Here is a 22,235-nt window from a genome sequence, read left to right on the forward strand (position 1 = left end):
AAACTCCTGTTACGAGGCGAGCCGCTCCACCAGATCGGCCAGCCGTTCGGCCGCATCCGGCCTGCCCTGCGCCTTCGCTCCCGCCGCCGCCCGGGCCAGCTCGGCCGGGTTTTCCATGAAATCGCGGAGGCGCGCGGCCAGAGCCTCGCTTGTCAATTCCCGTTCCGGCACAAGCCACGCCCCGCCCGACGATGCAAGCGCCTTGGCGTTTTCCGCCTGGTCGTGGTCCAGCGCGTGCGGATACGGCACGAGGATCGCCGGGCGGCCGATGACGGCGAGCTCCGACACCGTGGAGGCTCCCGCGCGGCTCAGCACCAGATGCGCGTCGGCAAGGCGGGCCGGCATGTCGTCGAAGAAGGGTCGAAGCTCCGCGTCGAGGCCGATCTCGCGATAGGCCGCGCCGGCGCGCTCCATGTCCTCCGGCCGCGCCTGCTGCACGAGGTGGAGGCGGCTTCTCAGGTGTTCCGGCAGGAGGGCGATCGCGGCGGGGACGGCTTCCGAAAAGTATCGCGCGCCCTGGCTGCCACCGAAGACCAGCAGGTTGAAGGGGCCATCCGCTGCGGGCACGTCATAGGGACGGTGCGCCGCCTCGGCCACTGCGCCGCGCACTGGATTGCCGACATGCTCGACCTGCCGCGCGCCTTGCGCTCCCTTTGGATCGGCAAAGCCGGTGGCGACCACCGCGCCGAAGCGGATCAGGAGCTTGTTGGCGCGCCCCACCACCGCGTTTTGCTCATGAACGAGGATCGGCAGTCCCGAGGTGCGGGCCGCCACCAGCGGCGGTACGGTCGGATAACCTCCGAAGCCGACGACGATTGAGGGCTTCAACCGGGCAAGCAGCTTGCGCGACTCCAGCACGCCGCGTCCCAGCGTCGCGACAGATCCGGCCATCTTCACCGGGTTGCCGCCGGCAAGCGATGCGGAGCGGACGATGTGGGTATCCCCGGCCGGAACGCCCTTCACGAACTCGCCGACGCGAGGGTCGGTGGCAAGTTGAACGTTCCAGCCACGACGGAGCAACGCCTCGCGCAGGGCGAGCGCCGGAAAGAGGTGGCCGCCGGTTCCCCCGGCGACCAGAAGGGCGGTTCCTGCCATCCGCTCAGGCCGCGACCATGGCCGAGTGCGGACGCGGCACGATGGTGTTCTGCTGCGACACGGAGCGGCGGGAGAGCGCCAGCAGGAAGCCGGTTGTCAAAGCCGTCGCGATGAGCGTCGAGCCGCCATAGGAGATGAAGGGCAGTGTCATGCCCTTGGCTGGCAGAAGCTGCAGGTTCACGCCCATGTTGATGAAGGCCTGCATGCCGATCTGCGTGACGAGGCCGGCGATCGCCATGCGTTCGAAGGCGCTGTTGCGCTTCAGCGCCTGGCTCATGCCGCGAAGCACGAGGATCAGGAAGAGCGAGACGATGATCAGGCAGAGGATGATGCCGAATTCCTCGCCCACGACGGAGAACACAAAGTCGGTATGGGCGTCCGGCAAGACGCGCTTCATCACGCCTTCGCCCGGACCGGTGCCCGACCAGCCGCCGAAGCGGAAGGATTGCAGCGCCGTGTCGATCTGGAACGTGTCGCCCGAGGAATGGTCGCGGAAGCGATCGATACGTGCCGCCACGTGGGGGAACACGAAGTAGGCCGCGGCAAGACCGCCGCCGGACAGGACACCGAGACCGACCACCAGCATCGGCGACACGCCGGCGAGGAAAAGCAGCGTGCCCCAGCAGGCGGTGGTCAGCATCGTCTGGCCAAGGTCGGGTTCGGCAACCAGCAACGCCAGGACGACGACGAGCAATCCGACAGCCAGCAGTCGGCCGGGAATGTCCGGCCGGTTACCCTCACCGAAGAGCCACGCGGAGATGACGATGAAAGCGGGCTTCACGAACTCGGAGGGCTGGACGGAAAGCCCGGCCACGGAGAACCAGCGCCGGGAACCCTTCACCTCCGCCCCGAAGAGCAGCACGCCCACCATCATGCCGAGCCCGAGAACCAGCACGATCAGCGCCGCGCGCCGTATTTGCCGGGGCGTCAGGAAGGAGATGCCGATCATGATTGCCGCCGAAACCGGAGCGAACAGGGCCTGGCGGTAGAAGAAATGCAACGGCTCCAGCCCGATTCGCTCGGCGACGGCCGGACTGGCCGCCAGCGACAGGACGACGCCGCCGAGGAGCATGATCAGCACCAGCGACAGGAGCGTCCTGTCGATGGTCCACCACCATTCCGCGAGAGGAGAGCGGTTCGCGCGACTGATCATGCTGATGTCTCCTGATGAGAGCGATCGAGAACGTTCACGGCTTGTCTGAAAGCGTCGCCCCGGGCTTCGAAATCGGGGAACTGGTCGAAGGACGCACAGGCCGGCGAGAGGAGGATCACCGGCTCGGCAGCCTCATCCAGGGCCGCGTCGTCGGCAGCAAGCCGGACGGCGGTTTGCAGGTCGCCCGCGATGACGTGCGGCACCTTGCGGGAAAGCGTGGCGGAGAAGTCTTCCGCCGCCTGCCCGATGAGATAGGCCTTCGCGATCCGGGGGAAGAACTCCGCGAGATCGGCGATGCCGCCGGCCTTGGGAACACCGCCGGCGATCCAGTAGATCGGCTCGAACGTGGCGAGCGCCTTTGCAGTCGCGTCCGCGTTGGTCGCCTTGGAATCGTTGACGATGAGCACCCGGCCGCGACGGCCGACCACTTCCATCCGATGCGCGAGCCCCGGAAAGCTCTGCATGCCCGTCATGACCTGATCGATCGTGAGGCCGAGCGCGCGGACGGCGCCATAGGCGCAGGCCGCATTCTGCCAGTTGTGACGGCCGCGCAGCGTCGGCAGCGGCGCGAAGGACACTGACGGCTCGCCCGATTCGATCAGGCGCCCCTCGGAATTGACGAAGAACGAAGCGCCCTCGTTCTCTTCCACCGACACCGTTTCCAGAATCGGCACGCCCCACTCCACGAGCCTGGCCGCGACGTCTTCCATGACGGGCTCGTCGATGCCCAGCACGGCCGTGTCGTGCGCGCCCATATTGGCGAAGATCCGCTCCTTGGCCAGGCGATACCCGGTCATGTCGCCGTGCCGATCGAGGTGGTCCGGCGTGAGGTTCAGCCACACCGCGACATGGGGACGGAAGCGCACCGTCAGGTCGAGCTGGTACGACGACATTTCCAGGACGTAGATCCGGTCGTCGGCGGGATCGTCGAGATCCAGCGCCGAGCGTCCGATATTGCCGCCCACCGAAACCCGCATCCCGGCTTCCGCCAGCACATGGCCGATCAGCGCGGTGGTGGTGGACTTGCCGTTGGTGCCGGTGATCGCGACGAAGCGGCACTGGTCGCCCAGCCCGCGCGCATCGACCTCGCGCCAGAGCAGCTCGATGTCGGAAATGATCTCGACGGCGGCATTGGCCGCGAGCCCGACGACCTTGTGCGGTTCGGGATGGGTCAGCGGAATGCCGGGCGCCAGCACCAGAGAGGAGAGTTCCGGCCACGCCCAGTCCTCGGGCTCCGCGATGCGGGCGCCGAGTTCGGCGGCGGCGTCGCGCGCGCTTTCGCGGTCGTCCCAGGCCAGCACGTTCGCGCCGCCGGCGATCGCCGAGCGCACCGTTGCCAGCCCGCTGCGCGCGAGCCCGACAACCCCGATCCGCTGTCCCTGGAGATGGTTGAGCTTCACCGTCATGGTTATCTCAGCTTCAGCGTGGAAAGCCCGATCAGGGCGAGGATCACGGCGACGATCCAGAAGCGGATCACGACCTGCGGCTCGGTCCAGCCGAGTTGCTCGAAATGGTGGTGGATCGGCGCCATCCGGAAGACCCGCTTGCCGGTCAGCTTGTAGGAGCCGACCTGGATGATGACCGACAGCGCCTCGACCACGAAGAGGCCGCCGATGATCGCCAGCACGATCTCGTGCTTGGTCGCGACCGCGATCGCACCGAGAAGACCGCCCAGCGCCAGCGAGCCGGTATCGCCCATGAAGATGGCGGCAGGTGGCGCGTTGAACCAGAGAAAGCCCAGCCCGGCGCCTATCAACGCGCCGCAGAGCACCGAGAGCTCACCCGTGCCCGGGACGTAATGGATCTGCAGGTAGTCGGCGAACACGGAGTTGCCGGAGAGGTAGGCGATCATGCCAAGCGAGGCCGCTGCGATCATCACCGGCACGATGGCGAGGCCGTCGAGGCCGTCCGTCAGGTTCACCGCGTTGCCGGCGGCCACCACGACGAAGCCCGCGAAGACGATGAAGAACAGGCCGAGATTGAGGACCCAGCTTTTCACGAAGGGGAACGCCAGCGACATCGGCAGCGGGCGGTCGCCCGCGCGGGTCATCACGAAGACCGCGACGGCGGCGATCAGGAACTCCAGGCCCAGCCGCGCCTTGGCGGAGAAGCCGCGCTCCGTCGCCTTCGTCACCTTCAGATAATCGTCGTAGAAGCCAATCAGCCCGAAACCGACGGTGACGAGCAGCACCGACCAGACGTAGATCGACTGGAGGTTCCCCCAGATCAGTGTCGAGACCAGCACGCCCGTCATGATCATCAGGCCGCCCATGGTCGGCGTGCCCGCCTTGGCGAGATGCGTCTGCGGTCCGTCGGCGCGGATCGGCTGTCCCCGCCCCTGCTTCAGCCTGAGCATCTGGATCATCGCCGGCCCGAACAGGAACACGAACAGCATGGCCGTGATCGTCGCCGCGCCCGTCCGAAACGTGATGTAGCGGAAGACGTTGAAGGCAGGGCTGTGATCGGCGAACTGGCCGAGTAAGGTTAGCATTCGGACATTCCAGACATGGCTCAGGTTTCGCTTTGCGGGTTCGGCGCAAACCTGCGCTTGATTGTTTCCACCACCGGGCCGAATCGCGTGCCCAGCGATGCCTTCAGCATGATGACATCACCGGGGCGGATTGCATCGACAAGGATGGGCTCGAGTTCCGCGGCGGTTGCGGCATAGGCGCCCCTGCAGGCATCGGGGAGTTCGTCCCACAGCGTCTTCATCTCCGCGCCGGCAAGGTAGACGAGATCCGCGCCATTGCTGGCGATGTCGGCGGCCAGTCCACGGTGCAACGCCTCTGAATCGTTGCCGAGTTCCAGCATGTCGCCCAGCACCGCCACGCGGCGGCCCAGCCCGCTCGGACGCACCTGCGCCAGCAGCGACAGCGCGGCCTGCATGGACGTCGGGTTGGCGTTGTAGCTCTCGTCCAGCAGGATGAAGTCGCCACCGGAATGGCTGAGGAGAAAGCGCTCGCCCCGGCCCTTGGCCGCGCGGAACCCGGCGAGGCCGAGAGCCACCCGCGCGACGTCCGCGCCGATCTCGCGAGCGACGGCCAGCACGCCAAGCGCATTCTGCAGGAGATGCCGACCCGGCGCGCCCACGCGAAACGCCAGTTGCTCGCCGAAGATGGAGGCCTGCGCCGTGGAGCCGTCCTCCTGCAGCGCGCAACGCTCCAGACGGATGTCGGAGGTGGGATCCTCGCCGAAGCCGACGACCTTTCCGCCATGCTCGCGGGCGCGCTCGGCCAGGAGCTCGAACCATTCGTTGTCGCGGTTGATGATCGCGGCGCCGCCGGGCAACAGGCCTTCGAAGATCTCGGCCTTGGCTTCCGCGATCTCCCGCTCGTCGGCGAAGAAGGCGAGATGCACGGGGGCGACGATGGTGACGATCGCCGCATGCGGGCGGACCATGCCGACCAGCGGACGGATCTCGCCGGAATGGTTCATGCCGATTTCGAAAATGCCGAATTCGGTGTCCGCCGGCATGCGGGCGAGCGTCAGCGGCACGCCCCAGTGATTGTTGAAGGAGCCGACCGGCGCGTGGGTGCGCCCCAGCGGCGAGAAGACGGTGCGGAGCATCTCCTTGGTGGAGGTCTTGCCGACCGAACCGGTGACCGCGACGACCTTGCCGGTCATGCGCGCGCGCGCGGCGCGACCGAGACGCTCCAGCGCATCCAGCGGATCGTCGGAGACGACAAGCAGTGCCCCCTCTACCGGACCGATTTCGTCAACACGGGATTGCGAGACGACGGCCAGCGCCGCACCGGCTTTCAGCGCGCCGGCCACGAAGGCATGGGCGTCGAAGCGGTCGCCTCTGATGGCGAAGAACGCTTCGCCCGGGCCGACGGTGCGGCTGTCGATGGATATGCCGGTGATCTCGGCGGGAGCGTTGCCGATCAGCCGGCCGCCGATCGCGGCGAGCAGAGCATCGAGGGACCAGAGAGCGCTCATTCGGACCCTCCGGCAATGGCTGCGAGCGCGTCGCGCACTTCCTGCTGGTCGGAGAAAGGCAGCACCTTGTCGCCAATGGTCTGGCCGGTCTCATGTCCCTTGCCGGCCACCAGCAGCACGTCGCCCTTGTTCAGCCCGGCAACGGCATGGCGGATGGCTTCACGGCGGTCACCGATCTCCTCGGCGCCCGGGGCGGCGGCGAGCACGGCCTTGCGGATAGCGGCAGGATCCTCGCTGCGGGGATTGTCGTCGGTCACGATGACATGGTCCGCGTTCCCGGCGGCGGCCTTGCCCATCAGCGGGCGCTTGCCGGTATCGCGGTCGCCGCCAGCGCCGAAGATCACCACGAGACGCCCCTCGGCGTGCGCACGCAGGGCCTGCAGCGCCTTGGCCAGCGCTTCGGGCGTGTGGGCGTAATCGACGAAGACCTGCGCGCCGGACGGGTGACTGCCGATCAACTCCAGCCGCCCGGAAGCGCCCTTCAGGTCGGCCAGCGCTTCCAGCGCGACCTTTGTCGGGACCCCGGTCGCGATCGCGAGTGCCGCGGCGACCAGCGCGTTGGAGACCTGGAAGTCGCCGACCAGCGGCAGCGGCACATAATGGCGCTCGCCTTCCGCTTCCACGACAAGCCGGACGCCGTCGGACATTCGCGTCACCGAGACGAGCTTCAGCGTCTCGCCCTTGCGTCCGATGCTGCCGAAGATCTCGCCGCGTTTCTTGGCGATCATCCGGATGGTTTCGGCCTGCGGCTCGTCGGCATCGACGACGATGTGCGAGCCCTCTTCCAGCAGCGTATCGAACAGCCGGAGCTTGGCGCGGAGATAGTCTTCCAGCGTCCGATGATAATCGAGGTGGTCGCGGGTGAGATTGGTGAATGCGCCCGCGCTCAGCCTGACCCCGTCGAGCCGGCGCTGCTGGAGGCCGTGGCTGGAGGCTTCCATGGAGAGATGGGTCACGTTATCGTCCGCGAGGTCCGCCAGCATCTGATGCAGGCTGACCGGATCGGGAGTCGTCAGGCTCGGACGCACGGAACCGTCCGGCGCGATCAGCCCGATCGTGCCGAGGCTCGCGGCCCGGAAGCCCGCCTTCTGCCAGATCTGCCGCACGAAGACGGCGACGGACGTCTTGCCGTTGGTGCCGGTGACCGCGATCACCGTCTTCGGCTGACGCTCGTAGAAGCGGGCGGCGGCGAGCGCCAGCGCCCGACGCGGATCGGCCGAGCGAATCAGGGGAACGGAAATCTTGCCTTCCAGCGGCTGGTCGCCGATCAGGATCGCGGCCGCGCCGGCCTCGATGGCCTGCGACACGAAACGGGCGCCGTCGGCCCGCTCGCCCGGCAGGGCTGCGAACAGAAAGCCGGGCTTCACGGCCCGGCTGTCTGCCGTCATTCCATTGATGAGGCGGCCCGCGACTTCCCCGGCGACCTCAGCCGTATCGGGAAAAAGCGCGTCCAGCCTTCGCGGAGAGTGTCGTCGTTCGGGCGTCACATGACCTCACTGTGCCGAGGCAATCGCCATGACGGCGGCGTCTTCCTGATCGGCCGGGCGCGGTGCGACGTCAAGCATCGGCGCGATACGGCGGATGATATTGCCGCACATCGGGGCAGCATTGTGGGCCGACTGGTTGTCGCGGCCGTCGACGTTCTTGGGATCGTCGATCAGCGTGAAGACGAGATAGCGCGGCTTGTCCATCGGGAAGGCGGAGAGGAAGGCGTTCATCACGCGCGTCTTGGAATAGCGCCCGTTCTCCACCTTCTCGGCCGTGCCCGTCTTGCCGCCGACGAGATAGCCCGGAATGTTGGCCGAGCGGCCGGAACCGTCGATGACGTTGAGGCGCAGGAGCTTGCGCATGTCGGCGCTCGTTTCCGGCTTGATCACCTGGCGGCCGACCTGGGCGGCCTCGTCCTGCGAACGGGTCAGGAAGGTCGGAGGGAAGTAGACGCCGCCATTGACGACCGCGACGCCGGCTGCCGCCGTCTGCAGCGCGGAAACGGAGATGCCGTGACCGAACGCCACCGTGACGGAGGTGATCTCAGGCCAGGCCTTCGGCACGATCGGCGCACCGGCTTCCGGCAGTTCGGTGCGCAGCGTGTCGAGGAAGCCGAACCGCTTCAGATATTCCTTCTGCTTGTCCACGCCGAGCTTCAGGACCATACGGCCCGTGCCCACGTTGGAGGAATACTTGAAGATCTCGGGAACGGTCAGCCAGCGACCCTTGCTGTGGAAGTCGTGGATCGTGTTGCGCCCGATCTGCAGCGAATGGCTGGCATCAAAGGACGAGTTCAGCGTCGCCGCGCCCGCGTCCAGCGCCATGGCGGTGGTGAAGGTCTTGAAGGTCGAGCCCATCTCGTAGACGCCGACGGTGGCCCGGTTCATGTTGTTCTTGTCGAGCGCCTGCGCACGATCGTTCGGGTCGTAATCCGGGCCGGAACTCATGGCGATCACTTCGCCGGTTCGGACGTCCATGACGATGCCGACCGCGCCGGTCGCCTCGTAATGCGCCAGACCCTGGGCGATCTCGTCGCGCACCACGTTCTGGACGCGGAGGTCGATGGAAAGCTTCACCGGTTCGGAATTGTGACCGATGTCGAAGCCGGCCGCGTTCAGGTCGGTCAGGCCGCTGCGGTCGATATACTTCTCGATGCCGGCGATGCCCTGGTTGTCGATATTGACCTCGCCGAGGACATGCGAAGCCGTGGCGCCGCCGGGATAGAAGCGCTTGTTCTCGACACGGAATCCGATGCCGGGAATGCCGAGATCGTGGACCGTCTGCTGCTGGCGCGGCGTCAACTCGCGGCGCAGGTAGACGAAGCCGCTGTTCGTGGAGAGCTGGCGGCGCAGGCGCGCGCGGTTCATGTCCGGGAAGACGGTGGTCAGCAGTTCCGTCGCCTCGTCCGGATCGACGATCTTGCGCGGCTCGGCGAAGAGGGAGGCCGTCTTGATGTCGGTGGCCAGGATCTCGCCGCGACGATCGGTGATGTCGGGCCGCGCCTGCGACGAGGACACCGCAACGGGCGAGCTCTTGTCGTCGGTCTCGCCGCCGACGCCGATCATGACCAGCCGCATGGCCAGCACGCTGTAGAGAAGTCCGAAACCGCCCATCGCCAGCGCGACGCGCACCTTGCCGCCGCGCGAGCCGCCCCGGTTGCCGCCGAAGGCGGCGTTGCGGACATGACGCCAGGCCGATTGTGAGGTCTGCTGGATCATTTGGCGTCTCCATTGGCGCCCAGGAGCGCCGAAAGGGCAGCGGTGTCTTCAGGCTTGGGCGCCGGGCGCATGGGCAGGATGCTGGGGTCGATGATCTGCACGGGATCGACGCGCTGCAGCTGCATCTGGTCGTTGTGCCGGTTGATCAGCCCCTCGATCCGGCCGGGCTGCTTCAGGAAGCTCCACTCGGCGTTCAGCAGCGAGATGGTTTCGCGCTGCTGGTCGACCTTGCGCTGCAGGGCCGCGACGTTCTCCGCCACGGCCTCGGCGCGATACTTGATCTGGAAGACCACGAAGGCCGCCGTGGCGGCAGCCATCACGGACAGGATTTGGAGCCAGCGGATCATGCGTATGCCTCCGGTCCCGGAATACCGGCGAGGATGGGAACACCCACCGCCCGGAAATCCAGGGCATGGGCGGGAGCGGATGTGCGGATGGCGGCACGCAGGCGAGCAGAGCGGGCGCGCGGGTTGACGGCGGTCTCGGCCTCGCCCGGCTCAACCGAGCGGCGGGTCAGGAGTTCGAAACTGGGGACGGCGGACTGCACCAGCGGCGCGTGGCGCGAGCCGCGCTCCTCGCGCGAACGCTCCTGCAGGAAACGCTTCACGATCCGGTCTTCCAGCGAATGGAAGGCGACGACGACGATGCGTCCGCCCTCGTCCAGAACGGACTCGGCGGCGGCAAGCGCGCGGGCGAGTTCTTCCAGCTCGCGATTGACGAAGATGCGGAGCGCCTGGAACGTCCGGGTCGCGGGATGGATGCGCTGCCCGCCCTGGGGCGCGGCCTTGGCGATGATCTCGGCGAGCTGGCGCGTGGTGACGATCGGCGCCTCCTTGCGGGCGGCGTCGATCGCGCGCGCGATCCGCACGGCCTTGTTCTCTTCGCCGAGGATGCCGATGATCCGGGTCAGCTCGTTGACCGGCGCATTGTTGACGACGGTCGCGGCATCCGGCCCGCTCTGGTCCATGCGCATGTCGAGCGGCCCGTCGAAGCGGAAGGAGAAGCCCCGCTCCGCCTGGTCGAGCTGCATGGAGGACACGCCGACATCGAGAACGATGCCGTCCGGCGGCAAGAAGCCCTGCGCCTCGGCATGGGCATCGAGATCGGAGAAGCGCCCCTCCACCAGACGGAGGCGACCGGCGGATGCCTGCACCAGCGCCTGGCCGGCATCGATCGCCGTGCGGTCACGGTCGATGGCGAGCACCTCGCCGCCCTGCCCGAGGATCGCGCCGGTATATCCGCCAGCCCCGAAAGTGCCGTCGATATAGCGGCCGCCCGGCTTCACGGCGAGATGCTCCAGCACCTCGGCGAGCAGCACGGGAATGTGACGCTCGGCGCCGCCGGCGGCCGGAACGTCGTCGCGATCGTTGAGCGAGGATGTCATCACGCGTCGCCCCCAGCCGGGTTCTTGGAGGAGAGGCTTCTGGTCACAGAGCGCAGATGGGCGCGCGCCTGGCGCTGCCGCTCGGCGAACTGGCCGGGCTCCCAGATCTGGAATTTATAACCCTGCCCGACAAAGACGGCGCTGTCGGAAATGCCGGCATGCTCGCGGAACTCGTCCGGCAGCACGATACGGCCGTCGCCGTCGATCTTCAGCACGCGGCTCTCGCCGTAAAAGGCGGTGGAGAGAATTTCATGCTCTTCGGAAAAGGTCTCGAAGACGGAAAGGCGCTCGCCGATCGCCTGCTGCAGCTTCTGGCCGCCGCCATCGATCGCGGGCTGATCCAGCGCGGGATAGCAATAGACGCCCTCATGGCCCTCGCGCGCCATCACCGCCCGAAAGGGCGCCGGCACCGACACGCGGCCCTTGCCGTCGAGCCGGTTCGTGAAGGTTGCAACGAAGCCGTCCATTCCCTGCGCCCTGCCCCTCCTGCGCCATGCCGCGCCGCTTCCCGACCTGCCGCGAACGGACAGCCGAACCCGTTGCCTGCGACCCCTCCACTCGAGAGAGGCTGCCGACGGGCCGAAGGCGGTCCCTCTTGGAGGGAAGCACCGATCCGATGCCGGGATGATTTGGACTATCATGGGATGGTATGGGTGTCCAATGGAATTACGTCCCACTAACCATGTTCGGCATGGGCGCTTGCCACGCCGAAGCAGCTCGCATCGACGAAGCGACAGGGTGAACAAAGATGGTAAACAGGTGGTAAGCGAAGCCCCTTCCCCAGCTTTCCCAGAGGACGGCGCAAAGCCGGAGTTCCGGGCCCGGAAGACGGCGGGGAGGCCTTCGGCCGCACGCGGCCCGGGCCTCGACATCCACGATCCCTTCCGCCGGAGAGCAGCTGGCGTTAGGACCTGATCAGCATGGACGCAGAGAGGACGATGGGCCTTTTATCCAGACTGGGAGACCTGATCTCCGGAAGCGCCGCGGCGGTCGGCAACGCGGTTGCCGGAATGCGCGGGCTGGTGGCCGGCCTTTCCAGCCGCGACACCCGCAAGCAGGTGGCCTTCACCATCGCCATGGTGGCGCTTTCGGCCAAGATGGCGAAGGCGGACGGCGTGGTGAGTCCGCCGGAGATAGACGCCTTCTGCCGCATCTTCACCATTCCGCTGGGCGAAGAGCGGAATGTCAGCCGCGTCTACAATCTCGCCAAGAGCGATATCGCGGGTTTCGAGAGCTACGCGCGCGACGTACGGGAGCTGTTCCCAGACGATCCCACCATGCTGGAGGAGATCGTCGACGGGCTCTTCCACATCGCCAAGGCGGACGGCGCCGTGCATGAGCGCGAGTTGGCCTTCCTTGCCCGGGTCGCGGAGCTGTTCGGCTTTTCCGCCGAGGAATTCGCCCGCATTTCCGCGCGACATATCGGCGGCGAAACCGACCCCTACCTGATCCTGGGCGCCGACCGGACGTGGGACAACGCGACCCTGAAGCGCCATTACCGCAGGCTGGTGGTGGAAAACCATCCGGACCGCCTGGTCGGCCACGGCCTGCCGCAAGAATTCATCAAGATCGCCACGGATCGCCTCGCCGCCATCAATGCCGCCTGGGACGACGTGGCCCGGCAAAGGAAGATCGCATGACCTCGCCTCTCCCGATCGAGGATTGCCCCTCGCCCAATCACGGCGAGCGCCGCACCGGGCCGGTCGACATCCTGATCCTGCATTATACGGGCATGCCGGATGACGGCGAAGCGCAGCGCTGGCTCTGCAATCCGGAAAGCGAGGTTTCCAGCCATTACGTCGTCCACCGGGATGGCCGGCTCGTCCGCCTTGTGCCGGAGGACCGCCGCGCCTGGCATGCCGGTGCCTCCAGCTGGGCCGGCGAGACCGACATCAACTCCCGTTCCGTCGGCATCGAGATCGCCAACCCCGGCCATACCGGCGGCCTCCCCGAGTTCCCGCCGGCGCAGATCGAGGCCTTGATCGCGCTCTGCCGCGAGATCGTAGGACGCCATCCCATTCCACCCCACCGGGTGCTCGCCCACTCCGACGTCGCCCCGTCCCGCAAGGTCGATCCCGGCGAGCGCTTCCCTTGGGACCTCCTTCATGAGGCGGGGATCGGCCATTGGGTGGAACCAGTAGAAACAAGTGGAGGGATGTTCTTCTCAAGAGGAGATCAAGGCCAGCCAGTAGAAGCCCTGCAAGCAATGCTTGCGCTTTACGGTTACGGACTTTCGATCAACGGAGTCTTCGACAAGGCGACGGAAGAAATCGTGAGCGCCTTTCAACGTCATTTTCGCCCGGCCAGAGTCGATGGAATAGCGGATCGGGGGACTATCGAGACGCTACACAAGCTTCTGGTAGGGGTTTCTTAACCCTTAAATGCTCCGGAAACTTTTAATCGGCTTTGTAACATTTCGTGATGGAACGTGCACATTCTCGCCACATCATGACTTTAGTGCCCCTTCTCGCCGCAGGGCGACAATGATCCCACGGGTACAGGGAATTGAGTATGAGCGTATGCAGCCGAGCGACAGCCTTGATCTTCGCATGTCTTCTTGGACTTCCTGCCGCGGAAGCCCAGGCAGCCAGCGGACATCACACGAAGCACTTGGCTAATTCTCATCACCATGCCTCGAATACTTCTCACGGAAGTAAGCATTCGGCCCGGCACGGCCGCTACCACAGAAACTCCCATGTATCGAGCCGGGCGAAAACTCGGTCCGGCGGCCGAGTGGCCCGCGCCAACGCACCGGCCGCGATCGAAAGCCTGATCGCCAAGCACGCCCGAGCCAACGGCATTCCGGTCGAGCTCGCCCGTGCCGTCGTGCAGATCGAAAGCCGCTTCAATCCCCGGGCTGCCGCGGGTGGCGCCATCGGCCTGATGCAGATCAAGGCCCAGACGGCACGCGGTGTCGGCTATCACGGAAGCGTCGCCGGCCTCTACGATCCCGAAACCAACATTACTTACGGCATGAAGTATCTTGCCCAGGCGCACGAGCTTGGCGGCGGCAGCGTCTGCCGTACGATCCTGAAGTACAATGCGGGCGTCGCGGCCACCTCGATGAACGCGACCTCGGCCCGCTACTGCAGCATGGTGAAGTCCATCATGGGCGCCGCTGCCGACGAGCCCGATGAGCGCGTCGCCACGATCTCGGACGTGGACACCAGCAAGCCCGGCCTGCTGTAAGCCCTTTTCCCGATCGAAAGTTACCCTGCTGAAAGCGCCCCGCGAGGGCGCTTTTTGCTTTGGGCGAGGCGGTTTCGCGGTTGGATGCGAGCGCCGCTCGCCCTTACGGAAATGGGGAAGATGCCAGCCGGCCTGTAAGCCGGGTTCTGTAAGGCCGGGATCTTGCGATCCCGACGCGACGACCATTCATCTGGAGCGCCCGTTACCGAACGCTTCTCGCGACCGACCCGGACGGCGGGCCTGGAAAAGGCTGGGCTGCTAGAGCCCGTGCCGTCCCTTTTTGGTCTTGCTCCCGGTGGGGTTTACCTTGCCGTCCGCATTGCTGCGTCCGCGGTGGGCTCTTACCCCACCCTTTCACCCTTGCCGCGCGAGCCGAAGCCAATTGCGCGGCGGTTTGCTTTCTGTGGCACTTTCCCTGGGGTCGCCCCCGCCGGACGTTATCCGGCACCGTTTTTCCATGGAGCCCGGACTTTCCTCCCTTCCCGCGAAGCGGAAAGAGCGGCCGTCCAGCCGACTGGCGCGCTTCTGGTGACAGGTGGCACGCCCGAGGTCAAGGCGATCGGTCGGGCGGTCCCATGTTCCTCGCCGGTCGCCCCCGTTTATTGCGCCGGGGCAGCCGGCGGAGGACTGGCGGGCTGCGGGTCCGCAGCTGTCCCGTTTACCGGAGCGGGGCTCCGCGGCATCGGGTCGACAGCAGGAGGGTTTGCCTCCGGGCCGACAGGCGCCGGCTGCTGCCGCGCCGCATCGTTCCGCGCGCGGGTCGCCGGGGGACTGGCGTCGCCGTTGTCGCTCCCCTCGCTGGCACCCTCATCCATGGAGGCGTTCAGCGCGTCCGCTGCATCCTGCACCGTATCCACGGCCTGATTGGCTGCGTCCTGCACGGTGTCGGCCGCGCTCTTCAGGTTTTCCTTGATCTCCGGAGCCTTGGCCTTCAGCGCATCGATCGCGGCGCTGCCGGCCTGGCCGGCCTTCACCGCCATCTCCTTGGCGGCCGCAGCTGAATCCCTGAGCGCCGCCTTGGCGCGGTCGCCCGCCTCGGCAGCCTTGCGGTCAGCCTCGGAATGATCGGCCGCCTGAGCCGGCGTCTGGTCGGCAGGCGCCTTCTCGGCTTCCTTCTTGTTGTCGCATCCCGCGACAAGCAAAGCGGCAAATGCGGCCGCGACGACGATACGCTTCATAGGTGACGCCTCAAAACAGATCCCGATACGGGCCGCCGAAGGGCCATTCGCCTAACGCGCAGCCCCCGAATCGTTCGTGCGACTATCATTACGGCCGGGGAAGGTGACAAGGCTCTTGCGCGTGCGGGGCAGCCGGGCCGTTAAGCCCGGCCGCCCCGCTTGCTCGGTCAGATCGACCGCCCTGATTACAGGACGTCGGCCGGCAGCTTGCCGCCGTTCTCAGCGAGTTTCTGCATCAGCGCCTTGTGCAGCCACATGTTCATCGCGGCGGAATCGCTGGTGTCGCCGGTATAATGCAGGTCGCTGGCAAGCTCCTTGCGGGCGCCAAGGCTGCTGTCGAGGTCGAGCGCCTTCATCAGATCGACGATGGAATGTTTCCAGTCGAGCTTCTCGCCCTTGGACTGCACGGCCTTGTCGAGAACGGCGGCCACATCGACGCTCCCACCACCGGAGGCGGAGGCACCGGCGCTCGCGGCCGGGGCCTGCGCCGCTGCCGAAGAAGTCGCCGCAGGAGCAGCCGATGCCGCGGACGAGGCAGCGCTGGACGAAGCAGCCGGGCTTGCGCCGGAAGCGCCACCTGCCCCCGCGCCCGCCGGCTGTGCCCCCGCCGGCTGTGCCCCTGCAGTCGAAGCGTGCGCACGGTTGAAGATGGATCCCATGATCCTGTCGAGAATGCTCATCGAAGCTCCTTTGGGTGTGGTGTTAATCGCTCGATGGCAAGCCAACGGCTGGGGCAAGCGCATGTTCCCCGGCGAAGTTCGGCCAGCCGGAACGGCGATCCGCCAGAAGCTTCACCGGCCCGCCCGGGACGGAATGAAAAGTCAACCGTTGCGCGGCAACAACACTCCTTCGCGCGCCACTCCTTTATGAGTAGCAGCCAACACCCTCGAATCCGAACTCTCCGGAGCACATCCTGCCATGTTGAAGAAGAGCCGCGCCGCCCTCGCAGGCGCCGCCGCAATGAGCGTTCTCCTGCTCGCCGGCTGCGTGGAAACCACGCCTCCCCCGCCCGCTGCCGTCCTGCCGCCGGCCGCCATCGGCGCCCCCGTCGCGGAAGCCGCTCCGATGATGGAAGCTCCTCCCGGCCCGGGCGAGACGCCCGATTACCAGGCGATGTACGCCGCGAACCCGAACGAGCCTTTCCCGGTTCCGGCGATCAACCTGTCCAAGGTCGATCCCCAGTTCCTGCGCCGCGAGGTCGATTACCAGACCGACCAGCCGGTGGGCACGATCGTGATCGACCCGCATGCGCACTACCTCTACCTCGTGGAGCCGAACGGCCGCGCCATCCGCTACGGCGTCGGCGTCGGCAAGGCGGGCTTCGCCTGGTCCGGCATCGCCACGATCAAGACCAAGCAGCATTGGCCGGATTGGTACCCGCCGAAGGAAATGTACGAGCGTCAGCCCGAGCTGAAGTCGCATATGAGCCAGCTGCAGAGCGGCCTCGGCGTTCCCGGCGGCCCGCGCAACCCGCTGGGCGCCCGCGCCATGTACCTCTGGCAGAACAACAAGGACACGCTCTACCGCATCCACGGTACGCTTGAGCCCTGGACGATCGGCAAAAGCGTCTCGTCCGGCTGCATCCGCATGATCAACCAGGACGTGATGGACCTCTACGAGCGCGTTCCGGAAAACACGGAAGTCGTGGTCGTGCCGTCCAGCGGCGTCATCCCGCTCGCAAACGGCCAGCTTGTCGACAAGAAGCAGGGCAACAAGGGCCCGATGCTCAAGGGAAAGGGTCCCGTGACCCAGACCACGGCGACGGGCAAGGTGCCGGTGCCCAACACGATGGGCCAGTAAGGGCCTGATCGCCATTGCGGTCCCGGTTTCCGGGGCTGCTCCGAAGCCTCGGCGAACGTTCGAAACGTGGAACGATTCAATCGCCGGGGCTTTCTTCGAGAAGTTCCCAACCTTGGCGGAAATAATGAAACGCTCTCTCGCCGCTCTGGCTCTCGCAGCCGTTGTCCCGCTCGCCGCCTGCCAGTCCATGGGTGCCGGCGGGGGAATGAAGTCCGCCTCCAACCTCGAAGGCCGCTGGGAATCGGCGGATGGCGTCTCGGTCGCCACCTTCCATGAAGGCAGCTTCACCTCGCGCTTCACCAAGAACAACGAGGTTCTCGCCGATGGCCGCTACACCAACACCGGCAATGTCACGCAGGTGAATTGGTACTCCAAGCAGGGCAAGCAGCAGAAGTCGGCTTCCTGCACCTTCCAGAGCAAGAACAGCCTGAAGTGCAACCAGCCGACCGGCGGTTCCTTTGTCCTGAACCGCGTCTGATCCAGACGTCAGTTCGACGATCCTGAACGGCGCTCCGCTGCAAGGCGGGGCGCCGTTCTCGTCCGAGACGACGTGTCGGCGCAATAGGGTTGTTCCGGAGCGATGTCGCCACGACTGGTGCCGACGTCGGGTGAGCCGGCCTGTCTTTCCGACGACCCCGCTCCATCGTCGCTCCGCCTTGCATCGCGCCGGACGCTGCCTTAGCCGGTTGACGTCCGGAGATGCCGTCGATGTCCCTGTCGCAAATGCTGGCCTTCCTGCTCTTCGCCGCCGTCGCGACGGTGACGCCAGGGCCCAACAACGTGATGCTCACGGCCACCGGCGCAAATTTCGGCATCCGTCGGGGATTGCCGCATCTTCTCGGCATCGCAATCGGCTTCGCCTTGATGATCTTCATCGTGGCGCTCGGGCTCGGCAGTCTCCTGATCCAGAGCCCCACCCTTCTGCGCGCACTCAAGATCGCAGGCATCGTCGTGCTGCTCTGGCTGTCCTGGAAGATCGCCACGGCCGGCCGTTCGAAAACGTCCGATCGCGCAAACCCGGTCACGTTTTTGGAAGCGGCGCTGTTCCAGTGGGTCAACCCGAAGGCGTGGCTGATCTGCGCCAGCGCCGTCGGCACCTATCTCGACGCCCACCCCGGCAGCGCCGCCACTCAGGCGACGGCCTTCGCGGTGATCTTCGCGGGGACAGCCCTGCCCTGCGCCGGGATCTGGCTTCTTTTCGGGGCGGGCCTGCAGACATGGCTCCGATCTGAACGGGCTCTTCGCGCCTTCAACATCGCCATGGGCGTACTGCTCGCCTCCACGCTCGTCCTGCTCGTCTGAGCTGTCCGTCCGGAACTTGGCCCCGGCTCCGTCGTTGCTCCTGCCCGATCACGAAGCAGGAAAGCACGGAACATGCAGGCTCCCGGCCAGGACAGAAGCGACAAGGAGCCGATCCACAAGCCCGCGCTTGAGCTTTCGCCCGAGGCTTCGCAGTTCTACACGGAAGTGCTGCGCGTCCTGACGGAATCGAACATCCGGTTCCTCGTCGCGGGAACCTTCGCCGTCGGCGCCTATACCGACATCAGCCGACCGACCAAGGACATCGACATCTTCTGCAAGCCGGGTGATTACCCGCGCATCCTGCATACCTTTCACGAACTCGGCTACGAGACGGCCATCGAGGACGAACGCTGGCTCGCCAAGGTCAAGAAGGGTCCGCTCTTCTTCGACGTGATCTTCAATTCCACCGCTTCGGTGACGCCGGTGACAGACGCGTGGTTCGAGGACGGCCACGAGGCGGACATTCTGGGCTTCAAGGTTCCGGTCCTGTCGCCGACCGAACTGATCTGGTCCAAGGTCTTCGTCCAGAACCGCGAGCGCTACGACGGCGCCGATGTCGTGCACGTGATGCTGCACGAGAACGACAACATCGATTGGAAGCGGCTGCTCAGCTACATGGAGGCCTATTGGGAGGTGCTCCTCGTCCACATCCTCAATTTCCGCTTCATCTATCCCACGGAGCGGCATCGCATTCCCTCGTGGCTCATGGCGGAGCTCATGGACCGGCTGAAGTTCCAGGAGGAACTGCCGGTGCCGGAGACACGCATCTGCCGCGGTCGGATGTTCTCCAAGCACGATTACCGGATCGACGTGATGGAATGGGGCTTCTCCGACGCGATCGGCGAAGCCGGAGTGAGAGACGACGCATAGGAGCGCGCAATGAGAGTGGCCGGACTGGCTGACCTGCATGTCACAGAGACCGACAAGCATCCCTTCCGCGAACTGTTCAGCGAGATCTCAGGCAGCGCCGATGTCCTGACGCTTTGCGGGGATCTCACCAATCTCGGCACGGTGAAGGAAGCGGAGATCCTTGCCGAGGACCTCGCCTCCCTGTCCATTCCGGTGGTGGGCGTCCTCGGCAATCACGACCACGAGTCCGACTGCGTGGAGAAGGTTTCCGAGATCCTGCGCGAGGCGGGGTTGTGCCTGCTCGACGGCACCTCGACCGAGATCGACGAAGTTGCCTTCGTGGGCACCAAGGGCTTCGCCGGTGGCTTTGGCCGCTTCATGCTGGGCTCCTTCGGCGAGGCGCCGATCAAGAGCTTCGTCGCGGAAGGCGTGCAGGAAGCATTGCGGCTGGAGAATGCGCTTCGCCGTGTGCGGCAGGGCCGCGTGGTGGTGTTGCTGCACTATGCGCCGATCGTGGAGACGGTGATGGGCGAGCCGCCGGAAATCTTCCCCTTCCTCGGCTCGTCGCGGCTGGCGGAAACGATCGGCCGTTTCGAGGTCAACGTGATCCTGCACGGCCATGCCCATCGGGGTGCCTTCGAGGGCAAGACCCCGAACGGAGTTCCCGTATTCAACTGCGCCCGCATGATCGAAAAGCCGGCGGGGCGGCCCTATCACCTGATCGAGGTTTAGGCGTCAGGGTTGGTCCGAGAATTTCGGTCGACCTTCCCCCCTCACAGACCTCTTTCCGAGGGATCGAAGGCCAGAGACAACCTTCAAGGCCCCGTGCGTGCCACCTGCCCGGGAGGCGGTGTCGGGTACAGCTGAGGTCGCAGACGATCCCGGCCCCGGCGTTCCGGCCTGCGAAACCGGCGGCCACATTCCAGATGACCAAGCTGTCACCCGACCGCAAGCCCCCCGGCTTAGCGGGCTCGTCATGTCGCGCTCGCACTCGGAGCCGGGCCGGTGCAGGCTTACGCGCATAAACGCGCACGAAAAAGGCCGGAGCATAGCTCCGGCCTTTTCGTTCAGCTGAAGATCAGCTTACTTGTCTGCGGCGTCGCGCACGGCATCCTTGGCGCCACCAACGGTGTTCTGCACCTTGCCTTCGGCCTTGTCGGCCTTGCCTTCGGCCTGGAGCTTGGTGTCGCCCGTGACCTTGCCGGCGGCATCCTTGACAGCACCCTTGGCCTGCTTCGCCATACCTTCGATGCGATCGCTATCCATGATCTTGCTCCCTTGTTTCACGTCATAATCGACTGTTGAGAGAACGGTTGGCCCAGCTAAACGTTCCGCTCGCAGACAGGCTGAGGAAAGGGATTGGATCTTGGTGAATCTGGATGGACGGGCGCAGAGTGCGCCCCGCTCGAAGCGTCTGCTGCAATGCGCGATCGCCGTGCTCGCCCTCATCCCGCTCTTCGCCGGCATCTTCGGTGTCGTGAGGGGTCCGGCATTTCTCGACGTGACGCCGCCCTGGCCGACGGACCTCGACAGCCACTTCCGCTTCCTGTCCGGCGTATTCCTCATGCTGGGGCTGATCTTCTATTCCACGATCCCCGACATCGAACGGAAGACGGAGCGCTTCCGCCTGGGCGCGTTGATGATCGTCGCCGGGGGCCTTGCCCGCCTGCTCTCGCTCGGCCTGCACGGCGTGCCGAGCTTCGGTCATGTCGGCGGGCTCGTCATGGAACTCGTCGTCGTGCCGCTGCTCGTTCTCTGGCAGGCGCACGTCGCGCGGGAGGCCGGAACGCGCTGAGCGCGTTCCTCTCCAGCATAAGGGGAGCGCGCTGAGCGTCTCCATCTTCTGCACGAGGGGAGCAGAGAACTGCTGCCCCTATCATCTCAGTCGGCCATCGTCTCGAGCGACGCGAAGCTCTCCAGACCCGCTTCCTCGTCGAAGGGCGTTTCCACTTCCACGAACGTGTCGGGATAGAAGCCGTTGAAGCGCGTCCGCAGCGCCAGCGAATAGGCGCCGATATGGCCGATCTCGATCCAGTCGCCGGTGTCCACCGTTTCCGGCAGCCAGAAAGGCCGCGACAGGATGTCGACGCTGTCGCAGGTGGCGCCACAGACCTTGAAGGGGACCAGCTTTTCCGGGTTCCCGGTGCGGCGCTTGCGCGACGGATCGGGCAGGAAGCGGGCGGGCAGCGTGATCTTGCCGGTCCAGGAATCCGACAGCGACGACCAGATGCCGTCATTGATGTAGAGCCGCTGGCCCTTCTTCAGGAGCACGCGGACGATCACCGACAACGAGCGGGCGACGATCACGCGCCCGGGCTCGGCGATCTGCGGCAGGTCGGAAAAGCCGTAATCGTCGATGTCCGTGCGGATCTGCCCCATCAGCTCCGGCAGTGTCGGAAAATCCGGCTTCTTGCGGCGGGGATCGTGGCCGTATTCCGCAGGGAAACCGCCGCCGACATCGATGCCGGCCAGCGGCACGCCGGCGCGAGAGCGCACCCAGTCGGCCGAGGCGAGTGCTCGCTGATAGGCTTCCGCGTCGTCCATCTGGCTGCCGACATGGAAGCAGAGGCCGGTCTTGAAGCCTATGCGGTCGAGCCGCTGCAGGAGTTCCACCGCATGGGCGGGCGCCGCACCGAACTTCTTGGATAGTTCGTAGGCGGCATGGCCCTTGGTCTGCAGGCGAACGTAAAGGGTGATCTCGGAGGGATCGAGATCGCCGGCGCGCACGATGCGCAGGATCTTGGCGATCTCGTCCTCATGGTCGAGCGAGAGCACGCGGATGCCGTATTTTTCCAGCGCCAGCCGGATATCGGACTGCGCCTTCACGGGATGCATGTAGAGCATCTCCGCATCCGGCGAGACGGCGCGCACGGCCTCGAACTCGCCCGGGCTCGCCACGTCGAAGCAGGTGATCCCCGCTTCCGCCAGCGCCTTCAGCACGAACTCCTCGCCGTTCGTCTTCACGGCATAGGCGGTCTTGCCGGAGAAGTTTTCCACGAAGGCGCGGGCGTCGGCCTTCAGGACCTCCGGGCGAAAACCGTAAATCGGAACATCGGGACGCAGGGCATAGGCCGCGTCCCGGCCGGTCTTGAACTTTTGGATGCGTCTCTCCCTCGGCCGGAAAGTAGGGCTCAACTCAG

24 protein-coding genes and 1 other RNA gene are annotated in these 22,235 nt (G+C 66.0%); 10 read left to right on the forward strand and 15 right to left on the reverse strand.

Annotation, left to right across the window (positions count from 1 at the left end):
• Positions 1 to 9: 9 nt before the first annotated feature.
• From murG to mraZ, 10 genes are all read right to left on the reverse strand, one after another.
• Positions 10 to 1,095: an undecaprenyldiphospho-muramoylpentapeptide beta-N-acetylglucosaminyltransferase gene (gene murG, locus BMY25_RS07720; RefSeq protein WP_092496054.1), complete on the reverse strand. Its 1,086-nt coding sequence runs from the start codon at positions 1,093 to 1,095 to the stop codon at positions 10 to 12.
• A gap of 4 nt (positions 1,096 to 1,099) precedes the next feature.
• On the reverse strand, positions 1,100 to 2,248 hold the full coding sequence (locus BMY25_RS07725; protein ID WP_092496055.1) for a peptidoglycan glycosyltransferase FtsW: 1,149 nt from the start codon (positions 2,246 to 2,248) through the stop codon (positions 1,100 to 1,102).
• The gene (gene murD / locus BMY25_RS07730; RefSeq protein WP_092496056.1) at positions 2,245 to 3,654 is read right to left on the reverse strand and encodes a UDP-N-acetylmuramoyl-L-alanine--D-glutamate ligase; all 1,410 of its coding nucleotides are present in this window, start codon (positions 3,652 to 3,654) and stop codon (positions 2,245 to 2,247) included. Before murD ends, BMY25_RS07725 begins: the two co-directional genes overlap by 4 nt.
• 2 nt (positions 3,655 to 3,656) lie before the next feature.
• A complete protein-coding gene (gene mraY, locus BMY25_RS07735; RefSeq protein ID WP_092496057.1) occupies positions 3,657 to 4,739 on the reverse strand; it encodes a phospho-N-acetylmuramoyl-pentapeptide-transferase in 1,083 nt (360 codons plus the stop codon).
• 20 nt (positions 4,740 to 4,759) lie between these two features.
• Positions 4,760 to 6,187 carry a UDP-N-acetylmuramoylalanyl-D-glutamyl-2,6-diaminopimelate--D-alanyl-D-alanine ligase gene (locus BMY25_RS07740; protein WP_092496058.1) on the reverse strand — a complete coding sequence of 476 codons (1,428 nt, stop codon included), beginning with the start codon at positions 6,185 to 6,187 and terminating at the stop codon, positions 4,760 to 4,762.
• Positions 6,184 to 7,575 carry a UDP-N-acetylmuramoyl-L-alanyl-D-glutamate--2,6-diaminopimelate ligase gene (locus BMY25_RS07745; protein ID WP_092496059.1) on the reverse strand — a complete coding sequence of 464 codons (1,392 nt, stop codon included), beginning with the start codon at positions 7,573 to 7,575 and terminating at the stop codon, positions 6,184 to 6,186. The genes BMY25_RS07740 and BMY25_RS07745 overlap by 4 nt, the downstream gene beginning before the upstream one ends.
• Before the next feature lie 105 nt (positions 7,576 to 7,680).
• Complete coding sequence (locus tag BMY25_RS07750; RefSeq protein WP_092496060.1) at positions 7,681 to 9,393, reverse strand: peptidoglycan D,D-transpeptidase FtsI family protein; 1,713 nt, start codon at positions 9,391 to 9,393, stop codon at positions 7,681 to 7,683.
• Complete coding sequence (gene ftsL / locus BMY25_RS07755) at positions 9,390 to 9,740, reverse strand: cell division protein FtsL (RefSeq protein ID WP_092496061.1); 351 nt, start codon at positions 9,738 to 9,740, stop codon at positions 9,390 to 9,392. Before ftsL ends, BMY25_RS07750 begins: the two co-directional genes overlap by 4 nt.
• On the reverse strand, positions 9,737 to 10,777 hold the full coding sequence (gene rsmH, locus BMY25_RS07760; protein WP_092496062.1) for a 16S rRNA (cytosine(1402)-N(4))-methyltransferase RsmH: 1,041 nt from the start codon (positions 10,775 to 10,777) through the stop codon (positions 9,737 to 9,739). Before rsmH ends, ftsL begins: the two co-directional genes overlap by 4 nt.
• Positions 10,777 to 11,244 (reverse strand): division/cell wall cluster transcriptional repressor MraZ, encoded by a 468-nt coding sequence (mraZ, locus tag BMY25_RS07765; RefSeq protein WP_092496063.1) that lies wholly within the window; start codon positions 11,242 to 11,244, stop codon positions 10,777 to 10,779. The genes rsmH and mraZ overlap by 1 nt, the downstream gene beginning before the upstream one ends.
• A 471-nt stretch (positions 11,245 to 11,715) precedes the next feature.
• On the opposite strand from mraZ, the gene BMY25_RS07770 reads away from it, so the two are divergent.
• The 3 genes from BMY25_RS07770 to BMY25_RS21090 all read left to right on the forward strand — a co-directional run bounded on the left by BMY25_RS07770 (position 11,716) and on the right by BMY25_RS21090 (position 13,966).
• Positions 11,716 to 12,417, forward strand: coding sequence for a TerB family tellurite resistance protein (locus BMY25_RS07770; protein ID WP_092496064.1), 702 nt, complete (start codon positions 11,716 to 11,718; stop codon positions 12,415 to 12,417).
• Entirely contained in the window at positions 12,414 to 13,151 is a 738-nt protein-coding gene (locus BMY25_RS07775) for an N-acetylmuramoyl-L-alanine amidase (RefSeq protein ID WP_092496065.1), read from the forward strand. The genes BMY25_RS07770 and BMY25_RS07775 overlap by 4 nt, the downstream gene beginning before the upstream one ends.
• Positions 13,152 to 13,510: 359 nt before the next feature.
• Positions 13,511 to 13,966 (forward strand): lytic transglycosylase domain-containing protein, encoded by a 456-nt coding sequence (locus tag BMY25_RS21090; protein ID WP_346432142.1) that lies wholly within the window; start codon positions 13,511 to 13,513, stop codon positions 13,964 to 13,966.
• Between the two features lie 119 nt (positions 13,967 to 14,085).
• Here BMY25_RS21090 and rnpB read toward each other — a convergent pair.
• The 3 genes from rnpB to BMY25_RS07795 form a co-directional block, all read right to left on the reverse strand.
• Positions 14,086 to 14,484: RNase P RNA component class A (gene rnpB / locus BMY25_RS07785), an RNA gene on the reverse strand.
• Positions 14,485 to 14,565: 81 nt separating this feature from the next.
• A complete protein-coding gene (locus tag BMY25_RS07790) occupies positions 14,566 to 15,144 on the reverse strand; it encodes a hypothetical protein (RefSeq protein WP_092496067.1) in 579 nt (192 codons plus the stop codon).
• Between the two features lie 185 nt (positions 15,145 to 15,329).
• Positions 15,330 to 15,824, reverse strand: coding sequence for a DUF3597 domain-containing protein (locus BMY25_RS07795; RefSeq protein WP_092496068.1), 495 nt, complete (start codon positions 15,822 to 15,824; stop codon positions 15,330 to 15,332).
• On the opposite strand from BMY25_RS07795, the gene BMY25_RS20740 reads away from it, so the two are divergent.
• The 6 genes from BMY25_RS20740 (at position 15,802) to BMY25_RS07820 (ending at position 19,827) form a co-directional block, all read left to right on the forward strand.
• Positions 15,802 to 16,014, forward strand: coding sequence for a hypothetical protein (locus BMY25_RS20740; protein ID WP_177176752.1), 213 nt, complete (start codon positions 15,802 to 15,804; stop codon positions 16,012 to 16,014). The genes BMY25_RS07795 and BMY25_RS20740 overlap by 23 nt on opposite strands.
• A 90-nt stretch (positions 16,015 to 16,104) precedes the next feature.
• Positions 16,105 to 16,944, forward strand: a complete 840-nt coding sequence (locus tag BMY25_RS07800; RefSeq protein WP_428976945.1) for a L,D-transpeptidase — start codon at positions 16,105 to 16,107, stop codon at positions 16,942 to 16,944.
• Positions 16,945 to 17,068: 124 nt separating this feature from the next.
• Positions 17,069 to 17,422, forward strand: a complete 354-nt coding sequence (locus tag BMY25_RS07805; RefSeq protein WP_092496070.1) for an Omp10 family outer membrane lipoprotein — start codon at positions 17,069 to 17,071, stop codon at positions 17,420 to 17,422.
• A 230-nt stretch (positions 17,423 to 17,652) separates the two neighbouring features.
• Complete coding sequence (locus BMY25_RS07810; RefSeq protein ID WP_177176774.1) at positions 17,653 to 18,246, forward strand: LysE family translocator; 594 nt, start codon at positions 17,653 to 17,655, stop codon at positions 18,244 to 18,246.
• A gap of 72 nt (positions 18,247 to 18,318) precedes the next feature.
• Complete coding sequence (locus BMY25_RS07815) at positions 18,319 to 19,116, forward strand: nucleotidyltransferase (RefSeq protein ID WP_092496072.1); 798 nt, start codon at positions 18,319 to 18,321, stop codon at positions 19,114 to 19,116.
• A 9-nt stretch (positions 19,117 to 19,125) separates the two neighbouring features.
• On the forward strand, positions 19,126 to 19,827 hold the full coding sequence (locus BMY25_RS07820; RefSeq protein ID WP_092496073.1) for a metallophosphoesterase family protein: 702 nt from the start codon (positions 19,126 to 19,128) through the stop codon (positions 19,825 to 19,827).
• A gap of 351 nt (positions 19,828 to 20,178) precedes the next feature.
• Here BMY25_RS07820 and BMY25_RS07825 read toward each other — a convergent pair whose 3' ends face one another.
• Entirely contained in the window at positions 20,179 to 20,361 is a 183-nt protein-coding gene (locus BMY25_RS07825) for a CsbD family protein (protein WP_092496074.1), read from the reverse strand.
• Between the two features lie 103 nt (positions 20,362 to 20,464).
• On the opposite strand from BMY25_RS07825, the gene BMY25_RS07830 reads away from it, so the two are divergent.
• Positions 20,465 to 20,890, forward strand: a complete 426-nt coding sequence (locus BMY25_RS07830; protein ID WP_238858220.1) for a DUF4345 domain-containing protein — start codon at positions 20,465 to 20,467, stop codon at positions 20,888 to 20,890.
• 86 nt (positions 20,891 to 20,976) lie between these two features.
• Here the strand turns inward: BMY25_RS07830 and BMY25_RS07835 are convergent, their stop codons facing one another.
• Complete coding sequence (locus tag BMY25_RS07835) at positions 20,977 to 22,197, reverse strand: alanine racemase (RefSeq protein WP_092496148.1); 1,221 nt, start codon at positions 22,195 to 22,197, stop codon at positions 20,977 to 20,979.
• Positions 22,198 to 22,235 lie beyond the last annotated feature (38 nt).

The sequence above is a fragment of the Faunimonas pinastri genome, from assembly GCF_900110915.1.
GTDB lineage: Bacteria > Pseudomonadota > Alphaproteobacteria > Rhizobiales > Afifellaceae > Faunimonas > Faunimonas pinastri.

Excerpts from the sequence above, each read along its gene's own strand:
- murG (WP_092496054.1), bottom strand. The coding sequence starts at position 1,095 with ATGGCAGGAACCGCCCTTCTGGTCGCCGGGGGAACCGGCGGCCACCTC.
- BMY25_RS07725 (WP_092496055.1), bottom strand. The coding sequence starts at position 2,248 with ATGATCAGTCGCGCGAACCGCTCTCCTCTCGCGGAATGGTGGTGGACC.
- murD (WP_092496056.1), bottom strand. The coding sequence starts at position 3,654 with ATGACGGTGAAGCTCAACCATCTCCAGGGACAGCGGATCGGGGTTGTC.
- mraY (WP_092496057.1), bottom strand. The coding sequence starts at position 4,739 with ATGCTAACCTTACTCGGCCAGTTCGCCGATCACAGCCCTGCCTTCAAC.
- BMY25_RS07740 (WP_092496058.1), bottom strand. The coding sequence starts at position 6,187 with ATGAGCGCTCTCTGGTCCCTCGATGCTCTGCTCGCCGCGATCGGCGGC.
- BMY25_RS07745 (WP_092496059.1), bottom strand. The coding sequence starts at position 7,575 with ATGACGGCAGACAGCCGGGCCGTGAAGCCCGGCTTTCTGTTCGCAGCC.
- BMY25_RS07750 (WP_092496060.1), bottom strand. The coding sequence starts at position 9,393 with ATGATCCAGCAGACCTCACAATCGGCCTGGCGTCATGTCCGCAACGCC.
- ftsL (WP_092496061.1), bottom strand. The coding sequence starts at position 9,740 with ATGATCCGCTGGCTCCAAATCCTGTCCGTGATGGCTGCCGCCACGGCG.
- rsmH (WP_092496062.1), bottom strand. The coding sequence starts at position 10,777 with ATGACATCCTCGCTCAACGATCGCGACGACGTTCCGGCCGCCGGCGGC.
- mraZ (WP_092496063.1), bottom strand. The coding sequence starts at position 11,244 with ATGGACGGCTTCGTTGCAACCTTCACGAACCGGCTCGACGGCAAGGGC.
- BMY25_RS07770 (WP_092496064.1), top strand. The coding sequence starts at position 11,716 with ATGGGCCTTTTATCCAGACTGGGAGACCTGATCTCCGGAAGCGCCGCG.
- BMY25_RS07775 (WP_092496065.1), top strand. The coding sequence starts at position 12,414 with ATGACCTCGCCTCTCCCGATCGAGGATTGCCCCTCGCCCAATCACGGC.
- BMY25_RS07790 (WP_092496067.1), bottom strand. The coding sequence starts at position 15,144 with ATGAAGCGTATCGTCGTCGCGGCCGCATTTGCCGCTTTGCTTGTCGCG.
- BMY25_RS20740 (WP_177176752.1), top strand. The coding sequence starts at position 15,802 with ATGATCCTGTCGAGAATGCTCATCGAAGCTCCTTTGGGTGTGGTGTTA.
- BMY25_RS07795 (WP_092496068.1), bottom strand. The coding sequence starts at position 15,824 with ATGAGCATTCTCGACAGGATCATGGGATCCATCTTCAACCGTGCGCAC.
- BMY25_RS07800 (WP_428976945.1), top strand. The coding sequence starts at position 16,105 with ATGAGCGTTCTCCTGCTCGCCGGCTGCGTGGAAACCACGCCTCCCCCG.
- BMY25_RS07805 (WP_092496070.1), top strand. The coding sequence starts at position 17,069 with ATGAAACGCTCTCTCGCCGCTCTGGCTCTCGCAGCCGTTGTCCCGCTC.
- BMY25_RS07810 (WP_177176774.1), top strand. The coding sequence starts at position 17,653 with ATGTCCCTGTCGCAAATGCTGGCCTTCCTGCTCTTCGCCGCCGTCGCG.
- BMY25_RS07815 (WP_092496072.1), top strand. The coding sequence starts at position 18,319 with ATGCAGGCTCCCGGCCAGGACAGAAGCGACAAGGAGCCGATCCACAAG.
- BMY25_RS07820 (WP_092496073.1), top strand. The coding sequence starts at position 19,126 with ATGAGAGTGGCCGGACTGGCTGACCTGCATGTCACAGAGACCGACAAG.
- BMY25_RS07825 (WP_092496074.1), bottom strand. The coding sequence starts at position 20,361 with ATGGATAGCGATCGCATCGAAGGTATGGCGAAGCAGGCCAAGGGTGCT.